The following is an 11,235-nucleotide window of genomic DNA, read 5'->3' on the forward strand; positions in this document are numbered from 1 at the left end:
GGCGACGCACTTGATCGCCCTCCCGCCTCAGCCGGACCTTGACCTCGCGTCGCTCGTCCGCACCATTCCCGACTTTCCGAAGCCGGGTATCCAGTTTCGCGACATCACCACGTTGATCGGCGACGCGGCGGGTTTTGCCGAAAGTGTGCGCCGCCTGAGCGTGCTCGCGGCCGTTCACAGGCCCGACGTGATCGTCGCGGTCGAGGCGCGGGGGTTTTTGTTTGGCGCCGCGATGGCAACGGCGATGGGATTGGGCGTCGTCCCGGTGCGCAAGGCGGGCAAGCTGCCCGGCGTCACCATCGGCGTCGATTATGAACTCGAATATGGCGTCGACCGGCTGGAACTGCACGAAGGTGCGGTGTTGCCGGGGCATCGCGTTATCCTCGTCGATGACCTGCTGGCGACCGGCGGGACAATCCTTGCGACCGCAGAATTGATGCGGAACGTCGGGGCTGAGGTGGCGGCAGCGCTGTTCGTCATCGACCTGCCAGATTTGGGCGGATCGCAGCGCTTGGCGGCGGCTGGGCTGCATTGCGAGACGTTGATCGCCTTCGACGGGGATTAGGCCGCTTTGGGGTGGGAAGCGGACGTTTAAGTCCTCCCCATCGACTTGCGATGGGGAGGGGGACCGCCGCCGCAGGCGGTGGTGGAGGGGCCGCAACGTTGCGCCATTGCCCCTCCGTCAGCCCTGCGGGCTGCCACCTCCCCATCGCAAGTCGATGGGGAGGAACTTTACGTCTGCAATTGGTCGTTAGCGGACAGCCGCCAAATTGCGCCCCACAAAGAAAAAGGCCCGCGCCGAAGCACGGGCCATCGTTTCTGTCACAAGTGGCAGTCCGTCAGAACGGCACCCAATTCTGCTTTTTGCGGAACTTCATATATCCGACATTGGCGCCGAGGCGTGCACCGACGCCAACACGGATCGGGATCAGCACGACGTCGCCGCGGCGCAGGTAGCTCGCGTTGAAACCGCCGATCAGATAGGCCGCGCCTTCGCCTGCGGGATAGCGTTTGTAGAGATCCTCGCTGTCGAAGAGATTGTAGACAAGGACGAAGGTGTTGCCCGCGTTGGCGCCCGCGTCGAAACCGACCGACGGGCCGGTCCAATAGGCGGGCAGCTCGCCCTCGATCTTGTGGTGAAGCGTGCCCGACCCGTATCGGACGCCGACGACCAGCGCGCCGCCCGCTTCGCGGCCGACGATATAGGCGTTGGGTTCGCCCTGTTTTTTGAGGATGTCCTCGATCAGGCCGGCAAGACCCTGTGCGCCTTTGCCGAATACGCCCTCGGCGGCGCCGATCAGGTCGTCTTTTTTATAGGTTGATCCGGGGGCGGCATCGATCGTTGTAGCCGTGACGTCAGCCGCGGGCGCCGTGCCGTCGACGGTGACGTCGCTCGTTTGCTGGTCGCCGGTGGCAAGGTCGCTGTCGTAAGACGGGTCGCTTGTCGATGTATCGGCAGGGGGCGGGGTGGGGGCGGGGTTGTCGAGGTCGGAATCGATCGCCGTATTAGGGTCGATTTCACGCATCTGCGCCGCCGCCGGGATCGGTGAAAGCGCCAGACCGAACGATGCGATGGCGGCCAAGGCCAGGCTGGTGAATCTTTTCCGCATGTGGGACCCCCAAAAATCAAACAGCGCCTCTACGGCGAAACAGGCGTTAATCATGACTCGGTTTCGGCGTTGGGCAATGAACGGGCGATGACTTGAGTCGAATTTACGCCAGACCGAATCATCCACGCGGCGAAATGCCTGCCGCGACATCGAAATAGGACAATCTTTGCCGTTGCGGGCCGCGAGGTGCATGGCTATAGCGACCCGCCTAGGCCAAACTGCCGTTAGCGCGGCAGACCATGCGGAGACGTGGGTGAGTGGCTGAAACCAACGGTTTGCTAAACCGTCGTACTGGTAAATCCGGTACCGAGGGTTCGAATCCCTCCGTCTCCGCCACCTTTTCCTGATTGTCGAAATCGAACCCGGTGCGGGTATCCGCCTGTCGCCTGTGGACAATCATGTGCGCCCAAATAGGTCGCGCAGTCGATGGGTTGGAATAATTATTGTAATTGCGAATCGTTCTCGATAATGCCCCCGCATCATTCCCAGTCAGAACCTTTCGATGCACGCACCCACTTCCCCGCGACCGGCGACCAAGAAAAGTCGGAAGGCCTTTTGGCTGAAGCAGCTCCACATGTGGCACTGGATGAGTTCGGCCGTCAGCCTGATCGGCCTGCTGCTGTTCGCGATCACGGGTTTCACCCTTAACCACGCCGCCGATATCGAGGGGACGCCGGTGGTGATCGAGACGAGCGGGCAAATGCCCGCGCCGTTGCTCGCGCGTTTGCGCGCCGCCGTTCCCGACACCGAAAGGGCGCCATTGCCCGCTGACGTCGCCGCATGGGTCGAGAAGAGTTTTCTGATGAAAGCGTCCGCCGAGGCCGAATGGTCCGCCGACGAAGTCTATCTGCCTGCGCCGCGCCCCGGCGGCGACGCATGGGTCGCAATCGACCTGGCGACCGGCGCAGCGTCGGCCGAAGTGACCAGCCGCGGCTGGATTTCCTATCTGAACGACCTGCACAAGGGCCGCAATTCGGGCGGCGAGTGGAGTCTGTTCATCGACATCTTCTCCTTTGCCTGCCTTGTCTTTGCGATCACCGGCCTGTTCCTGCTCCAGCTTCATTCGGCGAAGCGCAAGAGCACCTGGCCGCTCGTCGGGCTGGGGCTCGCAATCCCCGCCGCCATCGCCGTCATCTTCATTCACTAGGGAGACCCGTTCATGCAGCTTTCCACCCCCGCGCGCATCCTTGGCGGCACGATCGGCCTCGGCGCGGCATTTGCTGCGCCTGCGCTCGCTGCCAATCCCGGCACGATGGACGTGACGGTCAATATTCCGCGATTGAAAGTCGCCGAATATCACAAGCCCTATGTCGCGATCTGGGTCGAAAAGGCCGGAGCAAAGGCCAAGACCGTCGCGGTCTGGTACGATTATGACATGAAGGCCAACGAAGGCACCAAATGGCTTCGCGACGTGCGCCAGTGGTGGCGCGCCGCGGGGCGCTCGATGAGCTTTCCCGCCAACGGCATCAGCGGCGCGACCCGCGCACCCGGCGCACACAAGGTTTCCTTTTCGCGCGCGCAGCTCGGAGCGACGGCGCCCGGCGCCTATACGCTGGTGATCGAGGCGGCGCGCGAGGTCGGCGGCCGCGAGCTGCTGCGTATTCCGTTCACCTGGCCCGCGAAGGCGGGGGCGGGTGGCCGCGTTGCCGGAAAGACAGAATTGGGCGCCGTTTCGGTTGCCTTCCGTTGAACTTGAAAGGGACAGGATGATGAAGAAGCGAATTTGGGGTTTCGCCGCGACCGCCGCGCTTGTGGCATTGGTCGCCGTTCCAGCCTCGGCCCACCGCCAGTGGATGCTGCCGTCGTCGACCGTGCTGTCGGGAGACGATGTCTGGGTTACCGTCGATGCCGCGGTGTCGAACGATCTGTTCTATTTCGAGCATCAGCCGCTGCGGCTCGACGCGATGAAGGCGTGGGCCCCCGATGGCACCGAAGCCGCGATCGAGAATAAGGCGACGGGCCGTTATCGCAGCACCTTTGACGTCCATCTGACGCAGAAAGGGACCTGGCGGATCGCATCCGTGTCCGACGGCGTGATGGGCAGTTATGACCTGAACGGCAAGACCGAACGCCTGCCGCGGGGGACGACGACCGCCAATCTGGCCGAGCGCATTCCTGCCGGGGCGACGAACGTCAAGACCGCCGAATCGAACAATCGCAACGAGATTTTCGTGACCGTCGGCGAACCGACGACGACATTGTTCAAGCCGACCGGCAAAGGCATCGAGTTTATCCCGGTGACGCATCCCAACGACCTGATCGCCGGTGAAACCGCGACCTTCCAGTTCCTGCTCGACGGCAAGCCGGCGGAAGGGCTGCCCGTCACCGTGATCCCGGGCGGCATCCGTTACCGGGACCAGCTCGGCCAGATGGACCTCAAGACCGGAGCCGATGGCAAGGTCGAAATCAACTGGACCGAGCCCGGCCCCTATTGGTTGAACGTCACGACGCCGCGCGCCGAACGCACGGAAGGCGCTCCGCCGCCCGCGACGCCGAAGCGCCGCGCGAGCTATGTCACGACGCTGGAAGTGCTCGCGCCCTGACCGATCGTATCCTGATCCCCCGCGCCCTGACGCCCGCGGCTTTTGCCGGGCGTCACGCGGGGGCCACGGTCCGGAACTTCGCCGGGACCAGCATGGGAACAAGCTGGTCTTTGCTGGCGGTGTCGCCGCCGGCACGGACGGCCGAAGGCGTGCAGGCCGCGCTCGACCTTGTCGTTGCGCAGATGAGCCAGTGGGAGCCTGAATCGGACCTGTCGCGCTTCAACCGCGCCGCGCCCGGACAGTGGCGCGATATTCCGGGCGAACTCGCCTGTGTCGTCGCGGCGTCGCTCGATATTGCGCGTGCAAGCGGCGGTGCATTCGACGCCGGACTCGGCAGCGTGACCGAGGCATGGGGTTTCGGCAGCACGGTGTCTGTTGAGGCCCCGTCGCCAGGTCAGGCGCCTGGCGCATCGCACAGCTGCGATGATCGCACGATCGATTGCGATCGGGCCAGACGGCGTATCCGGCGCAGCGAAGGGGCGGCGCTCGATCTGTCGGGAATCGCAAAGGGCTATGGCGTGGACCTTGCAGCCGAATGGCTGCTTGCGAACGACGTTCGGCATTTCCTGCTCGAAGTCGGCGGCGAGCTGCGCGGCGAGGGGATTCGTCCCGATGGGCAACCCTGGTGGGTCGATGTCGAAATGCCGCCGACATCGTCCGTCCCAGCCTGGCGGGTCGCCTTGCACGATTTGTCGATCGCGACGTCGGGCAATTACCGCCGCGGCTTTTCGGCAGACGGAACATTTTATTCGCACAGCTTTGACCCACGAACGGGTCGCCCGATCGTCAACGGCGTTTCGTCGGTGACGGTCCTGCACCGCAGTTGCATGATGGCCGACGGCTGGGCCACCGCGCTGACCGTGCTCGGTGCGGAGGCGGCGATTTCCATCGCCGATGATCGGAAGCTGGCGGCCTGTGTCGTCGCGGGCGATCGCGAATATCTGTCGCGCGCGTGGCGCGCGATGCTGGGCTAGCTGTCAGCCCAGAGCCGCAGCAGGTTGTGATAGACGCCGGTCAATTCGATCACCGAGCGATTCTTGCCGCCGAGTTCGCCGGTCAGCCGCTGCACCGCGCGATCGAGGTCGAACAAGGTGCGGCGTTCCTCCGCGCTGCGAACCATCGACTGGAGCCAGAAAAAGGACGCAACGCGCCTGCCGCGCGTGATCGGAGTGACGCGGTGCAGGCTCGACGACGGGTAGACGACAGCGTGCCCGGCGGGCAGTTTGACGCGCTGGACGCCATAATGATCCTCGACCAGCAATTCGCCGCCGTCATAATCCTCGGGTGCTTCCAGAAAGACGGTGATCGACAGATCGCTGCGGATGCGAAAATCGCTGCCGCGCTTGATGCGGATCGCATTGTCGACATGCGTGTCAAATTCCTGCCCGGCGCCATAGCGGTTGAACAGCGGCGGATAGATGCGCAGCGGCAGCGCGGCGGCAAAGAAGATCGGTGAGCGGCCGAGCGCCTCGAGGATCAAACGGCCCGCTTGCCGTGCGGCGTCGCCATCCTCGGGCAATTGTTCGTTATTTTTGGCAAGCGCGGCCTGGTGCCCCGATGTCGCATTGCCGTCGATCCATTCGGCAGCGTCGATGATCGCACGGACGTCGGCCAGTTCGGCCGCGGACAGCAAATCGGGAACGGCAATCAACATCGGCGGTCGGTTCCTTCGGCGCTATCGCCCGGCGCTGCCACAGGTCGTCGGCAGGATCAATGCCGGGAGCGGCGGAGCGCCGCTCCCGGCAGTGGGTCAGAGGCCGACCGTCAGGGTCAGCACCGCTGATCGGGCGTCGCCGGGGGTGGCCCAGCCATTGTTGCGGATACGGGTGAAATAGAGCTTGTCCGTGAAATTCTTGACGTTGAGCTGTGCGCTGATCCGGTCGTTGAAATCATAGGCCAGATAAGCGTTGTGGACCCAATAATCGTCCGATTGGAACAGCACGGGATTGGCGGTTGCGGTCGGCAGGTTGAAGGTGAACTTGCCCTGATAGGTCGCGCCATATCCGATCTTCAGCCCGAACGGCAGTTCATAGGTCGTGAACAGGCTGCCCGAATGTTTCGGGGTATTCTGAAGCCGCGCCCCTGCCACCGGGTCGGGGAAGGCGACACTGTTCGTGCAATTGCCCTGACCGGGGTTGGCGAGGCAGAAATCGGACACCGACTGCAAAATCTCGCTGTCGAGATAGGTGTAGTTGGCGGTGACCGACCAGCCGGGCAGGATCTGGCCGACCGCGCTCAGCGCCAGGCCGTCGACGCGCGAATGGCCGTCGAGCACCTGGTCGGGCAGCGTCGGGTCGCCCGAATTGACACGATAGCTGTCGCGTTCGTTGCGGAACGCCGCGGCGCTGAGCAACAGGCGACCGCCCGCGACTTCGGCCTTGACGCCGATCTCGTAATTCTTCGCGCCCTCGGGCTTGACGTTGCAATTGCCGTTCGTCGCGGCTTCCGAGCAGGCGCCATTGACCGACGATTGCGACGGGGTCTTGGAATTGCCGTAGGCGGCGTAAAGGGTGACGGCCTCGACGGGTTTGTACACAAGGCCGATGCGGTAAGAGAAGAGGTTGTCGCTATATTCGGCGGGGGTTGTCACGCCCAGGCCGGTGCGCCGCGATCCGCTGCTCTTTTCATAGCGGACGCCGCCATTGAGCTCGAACTTTCCGATCTTCATCGCGTCGAACAGGTAAACGGAATAATTGTCGACCTCGCCGCGCTGGCGGCTGGTGAAGGTGAAGTTGACCGGGCCGTCGTAGACGTTGCTGCCATAGGTGAAGCCAGCGGGCAGCGCGGGGCCGATGACGACCTCGTTCGGATTGGCGATGTTGATCAGCGGATAGCGCGCGTAGAAGGGCGTCCCGTCGGCGTTGCGCAAGGCGTTGCCGCTGTTCAGCGTGTATTTTTCCCACAAAGCCGACGCGCCGATGACCAGCGTGTGTTCGATCGCGCCCGTGTTGAAGGTGCCGCGCAAATCGATCTGGTCATACATCAGCTCGTTGGTTGAATCGCGCAGGTTTCCGCGCGGACCACCGATGTAATAATAGCCGTTGGGCACGGTGAACGGCGCGCCCGATACGGTGATCGTGCAGCTGGCGCCCGTCGGGGTCACGCCGGTCGACAGGCAATAGGTTCCCTGCGGCGGACCGACGATGGTGAGCTGGTTCACTTTCTGCCAGCGCGCCAGGTTGCGGATCGACCAGCTGTCGCTGAACTCATGCTCGAAAATCGCGGTCGCCTGATCGACGGTGATCTCCTGCCGATCGACGTTGCGATAACCGAAATAATCGCTGCGATCGACGCCCGGAAGCAGCCCGTCATAATAGGGTACGCCATATTGCGGGATATTGTCGTCTTCCTGGTGCAGATATTGCAGCGTCAGCTTGGTCGGCCCGGCCATGCCGATGCTGACCGACGGGGCGATCCCCCAGCGCTTGTAATTGTCGAAGTCGCGGCCAGGAACGTCGTTCTGGTGCGCCATCGCGTTGAGCCGCACCGCGATCAGGTCGCTGACGCGGACGTTCGCATCGACGGTCCCGCGATAATATGCGTCGGTGCCAATGCCGCCGGTCGCAATCACCCGCGTTTCGTCGAGCGGGCGCTTGGTCACGATGTTGATCGAGCCACCAACCGACCCGGCGCCGCTCTGCACCGAATTGGCGCCGTTGACGATTTCGAGCTGTTCGAGGTTGAACGAATCGGAACGGCTATAGGCCGCGCTGTCGCGCACACCGTCCTGGGTGATGTCGCTGCCCGCCGAATAGCCGCGGAAGTTGATCGAGTCAGCGGGGGGCGAGCCGCCCTCGGCCGCGCCGAATGTGATGCCAGGGACGGTCGACAGCATATCGCGCAGCGTCAGCAGATTCTGCTGCTCGATCGTTTCCCCGGTGATCACAGTGACCGTCTGGGGCGTGTCGCGCACCGGACGCGTCGATTTCGGCGATTCCTGCTGCGTTTGGTAATGCTGTCCGGTGACGATGATCTGCTCACGTTGTTCGCGGCGTTCGCGTTCGGATTGCTGTTCGGAAGACGCATCGGCACCCGCGTCGGCCGCCATGGCCGAGGTGCTGATCAGGCTGCCGACGCAGGAGAGCGCCAGGAAAGTGGCGGACGTCGTAGACTTCACGGCTGTTACCCCCTTGTTATGGATGAGGCGCCGCTATTGAGAGTCGATTGCAAAGTCAACTCTAATGCGAATCATTCGCGATATTGTTGCAATCATGTCAGCGACGCGTCAGCGGCGCGGCTCAAGCCACCAGCTCTGGCGCCAGCCATAGGGGCTGGCGACGGGATCGCCCGCCGCATTGGTGGCGGGTTTGAATCGAAAACGCTCCTCGATCAGCGCGCAGGTCGTCCGGTCGAGCGACGCATCGCCGCTGGACCGCGAAATGCGACATCCGGTAACGCGGCCGCTTGGCTCGATCGTGAAGCGGACCTCCACGTCACCGCCCGCCTTCGCGCGGCGCGCTTCGCGAGGATAGTCGCGATCACGGATCGTGCCGCTGCGCCACACGGCCTTCGAGCCCCCGCCGGTCCCGGTGCCCGTCCCGCCGGCGCCCGTGCCGTCGCCGCGTCCGCCCGCGCCCGATCCGGAGCCGGGGTCGGGGGTCGCGCCCGCCGATGCGTCGTTCCCCGATCCGGGCCGCGGCGCGGCGGTCACCGGCGGCATGATCGGCGGCAGCTTGGGGGGCGGGGCGGCGACCGCAGCAGCCTTGGCATGGCGATTGGCGGCGGCCGCCCTGCCGCTCGCCTTTTCGCTGGGGATGCGGGCGGGCGCAGTGGTTCGCGGGGGCGGCGGTGCCGGGATGGCGATGGCGTTGATCGCTTCACTTGCCGTGCGCACGAAGTCGAGGTCGAGACCGCGCGCAAGGCCAAGGCCCAGCGCGACAACCGTCAGCAGCGCGCCGCCGCCCGACAGAGCCCGCTGCCGCCCCGAAATCTGCCCTGTATACGCCATCGCGCCGCCTCTTATCGCGCGCAGCCGCGCGCAACCGGCCGCCGGTTTAGAGGAATTCGTCTAGCGTGGACATGAACCGGGCGAACTGGTCGTGGTGCAGCCAGTGCCCGGCATTTTCAAACTCGATCACGGTCGCGGTCTTGAAATGCCGAAGGCGGCCGTCCCTTTCGGGGTTCGAGGCCCAGCTGTTCGCACCGTAGAGCAGGAGTGTCGGACAGGCGATCGCCCCCCACAAGGCGGCGATATCGTCCTGCGGCATATCGAAGGCCGGCCAGATATTAAGGTAATTGTCGAACTTCCAGCTCCACGTCCCATCTTCGTTGCGGCTGATACCATGGATGGTCAGGTGGCGGGCCTGCGCTTCCGTCAGATAGGCGTTCTCGCCCATCATCCGCGCCAGCGCATCGTCGAGCGTGGCATAGCGGCGCGGTGTGCGTCCCGCCGCCTGGCGCTTGTCGTCGATCCATTTGCGGAAACGTTCGGCATAGCCGGTCTTCGCGCGCTCGGCGATCACCTTGGGCGAGGGGCCAAGCCCTTCGATCGCGACGAGCTTGCGGACATTTTCGGGATAAAGGCCGGTGTAGCGCAGCGCAATGTTGCCGCCCATCGAATGCGCGACGATCGACAGCGGGCCAAGGTCGAGTTGATGGATCAGCTGCGCGAGATCATAAACAAAGCTATCCATGGCGTAATTGCCGTCGGGGGACCATGCGCTGTCACCATGGCCGCGCAGGTCGGGCGCGATGATGTGATAGCGGTCGCGCAGCTTTTCGGCGACCCAGTCCCAGTTGCGGCAATGATCGCGGCCGCCATGAACCAGGAGCAGTGGCGGCGCGCCGCGATTGCCCCAGTCGACATAATGAAGCTTCAGTCGCTGCGAGATGAAGCTGTTCGAGGTGGGGCCGGCACTTGCCATCGGTTCGTCCTTGCTGTCTGTTCCAGTTTCAAAAGGCGACTGGTTTCGATCCGTCAACCCCGCATCGGTGCCATCGGCGAACAGTGACGAAGCAAGGGAGAGAAGCATGACGACATTCCGGGACAATCTGCTCGCGGGCAAGACGGCCTTTGTCGCCGGCGGCACCAGCGGGATCAACCTTGGCATCGCGAAACGTTTTGCCGAACTGGGCGCCCGGGTCGCCGTCGCGGGGCGCGATCCGGACAAGGCGGCGCGCGCGGCGGCAGAAATTGGCAAGGGCGCCATGGGGCTGTCGGGCGACGTGCGCGATTATGCGGCGATCCGTGCCGTGATGGAACGGGTTGCGGGCGAAGTTGGCCCGCTGGACATCGTCATTTCCGGCGCGGCGGGCAATTTCCTTGCGCCCGCGCTGGGCATGTCGGCCAATGCGTTTCGCACCGTCGTCGACATCGACCTCAACGGGACGTTCAACGTATTCCGCGGCTGTCACGACCTGCTGAATCGCCCCGGCGCGTCGCTGATCGCGATCACGGCGGGGCAGGCCGTCAACGCCTCGGCGCTTCAGGCGCACGCCTGTGCGGCCAAGGCCGGGATCAACCAGCTGATTCGCGTGCTGGCGCTCGAATGGGGCCCCGACGTGCGGGTGAACGGCATTTCGCCCGGCCCGATCGCCGATACCGAAGGCATGAAGCGCCTCGCCCCCGATGCCGAAACGCGGCAGGCGCATTACGACCGGATCGCGATGAAGCGGTGGGGCAAGGTCGAGGAGGTCGCCGAATCGGCCGTGTTCCTCTGTTCGCCGGCGGCCGGATATATCACCGGCACGATCCTTGACTGCGATGGCGGCAGCCAGATTGGTGACGCGTCGCGCGGGGATTTGGCCCGCGGGATGGCCTGAACCGCAGGATCAGGCGGAGACAAAGCAAAAACGCCGCCAACCCGTTGGGGTGGCGGCGTTTTTAATGGTGGGCGTGGCAAGGATTGAACTTGCGACCCCTGCGATGTCAACACAGTGCTCTACCACTGAGCTACACGCCCATCCCTTGGGGTGACGCGCCCCCTAAAGGCCTCTGCGCGGCTTTGCAAGCCCCCGCGCGCGTCGTCGTCGTTATTGTTGGCTCGACCGATCGGCGCGGCCGAACATATTGTCGACCTCGCGCACCAGATCCTTGAGGTGGAACGGCTTCGACAGCAGCTTCGCCTGGGGCACATTTTCTT

The 11,235-nt window shown here is 64.2% G+C and carries 11 protein-coding genes, 2 tRNA genes and 1 pseudogene; 7 read left to right on the forward strand and 7 right to left on the reverse strand.

Annotation, left to right across the window (positions count from 1 at the left end; all coding sequences use genetic code 11):
* Window positions 1-10 precede the first annotated feature (10 nt).
* Window positions 11-565, forward strand: coding sequence for an adenine phosphoribosyltransferase (locus A3E77_RS13020; protein WP_293646605.1), 555 nt, complete (start codon window positions 11-13; stop codon window positions 563-565).
* A gap of 274 nt (window positions 566-839) precedes the next feature.
* Here the strand turns inward: A3E77_RS13020 and A3E77_RS13025 are convergent, their stop codons facing one another.
* Entirely contained in the window at window positions 840-1,610 is a 771-nt protein-coding gene (locus A3E77_RS13025) for a DUF1134 domain-containing protein (RefSeq protein ID WP_293646607.1), read from the reverse strand.
* A gap of 243 nt (window positions 1,611-1,853) precedes the next feature.
* Here A3E77_RS13025 and A3E77_RS13030 point away from each other — a divergent pair.
* The 5 genes from A3E77_RS13030 (at window position 1,854) to A3E77_RS13050 (ending at window position 5,127) form a co-directional block, all read left to right on the forward strand.
* Window positions 1,854-1,946 (forward strand) — tRNA-Ser (locus tag A3E77_RS13030).
* Window positions 1,947-2,112: 166 nt separating this feature from the next.
* The gene (locus tag A3E77_RS13035; protein ID WP_293646609.1) at window positions 2,113-2,757 is read left to right on the forward strand and encodes a PepSY-associated TM helix domain-containing protein; all 645 of its coding nucleotides are present in this window, start codon (window positions 2,113-2,115) and stop codon (window positions 2,755-2,757) included.
* 12 nt (window positions 2,758-2,769) lie between these two features.
* Window positions 2,770-3,300 carry a DUF2271 domain-containing protein gene (locus tag A3E77_RS13040; RefSeq protein ID WP_293646611.1) on the forward strand — a complete coding sequence of 177 codons (531 nt, stop codon included), beginning with the start codon at window positions 2,770-2,772 and terminating at the stop codon, window positions 3,298-3,300.
* A 19-nt stretch (window positions 3,301-3,319) separates the two neighbouring features.
* Window positions 3,320-4,153 (forward strand): DUF4198 domain-containing protein, encoded by an 834-nt coding sequence (locus A3E77_RS13045; RefSeq protein ID WP_293646613.1) that lies wholly within the window; start codon window positions 3,320-3,322, stop codon window positions 4,151-4,153.
* 92 nt (window positions 4,154-4,245) lie between these two features.
* Complete coding sequence (locus A3E77_RS13050; RefSeq protein ID WP_293646615.1) at window positions 4,246-5,127, forward strand: FAD:protein FMN transferase; 882 nt, start codon at window positions 4,246-4,248, stop codon at window positions 5,125-5,127.
* Here A3E77_RS13050 and A3E77_RS13055 read toward each other — a convergent pair.
* The 4 genes from A3E77_RS13055 to A3E77_RS13070 form a co-directional block, all read right to left on the reverse strand.
* Window positions 5,124-5,807, reverse strand: coding sequence for a Fe2+-dependent dioxygenase (locus A3E77_RS13055; RefSeq protein ID WP_293646617.1), 684 nt, complete (start codon window positions 5,805-5,807; stop codon window positions 5,124-5,126). The two genes, A3E77_RS13050 and A3E77_RS13055, sit on opposite strands and share 4 nt — an antisense overlap.
* A gap of 96 nt (window positions 5,808-5,903) precedes the next feature.
* Complete coding sequence (locus A3E77_RS13060; protein WP_293646627.1) at window positions 5,904-8,201, reverse strand: TonB-dependent receptor; 2,298 nt, start codon at window positions 8,199-8,201, stop codon at window positions 5,904-5,906.
* Window positions 8,202-8,378: 177 nt separating this feature from the next.
* Window positions 8,379-9,101 (reverse strand): energy transducer TonB, encoded by a 723-nt coding sequence (locus tag A3E77_RS13065; RefSeq protein ID WP_293646619.1) that lies wholly within the window; start codon window positions 9,099-9,101, stop codon window positions 8,379-8,381.
* Window positions 9,102-9,147: 46 nt separating this feature from the next.
* On the reverse strand, window positions 9,148-10,017 hold the full coding sequence (locus A3E77_RS13070) for an alpha/beta fold hydrolase (RefSeq protein ID WP_293646621.1): 870 nt from the start codon (window positions 10,015-10,017) through the stop codon (window positions 9,148-9,150).
* Between the two features lie 106 nt (window positions 10,018-10,123).
* On the opposite strand from A3E77_RS13070, the gene A3E77_RS13075 reads away from it, so the two are divergent.
* Window positions 10,124-10,915, forward strand: a complete 792-nt coding sequence (locus A3E77_RS13075; protein WP_293646623.1) for an SDR family oxidoreductase — start codon at window positions 10,124-10,126, stop codon at window positions 10,913-10,915.
* Window positions 10,916-10,980: 65 nt separating this feature from the next.
* Here A3E77_RS13075 and A3E77_RS13080 read toward each other — a convergent pair.
* Window positions 10,981-11,055, reverse strand: a tRNA-Val gene (locus A3E77_RS13080).
* A 70-nt stretch (window positions 11,056-11,125) separates the two neighbouring features.
* A pseudogene (locus tag A3E77_RS13085) lies at window positions 11,126-11,235 on the reverse strand (response regulator); the annotation flags it as partial.

This window comes from Sphingopyxis sp. RIFCSPHIGHO2_12_FULL_65_19 (assembly GCF_001830555.1).
GTDB lineage: Bacteria > Pseudomonadota > Alphaproteobacteria > Sphingomonadales > Sphingomonadaceae > Sphingopyxis.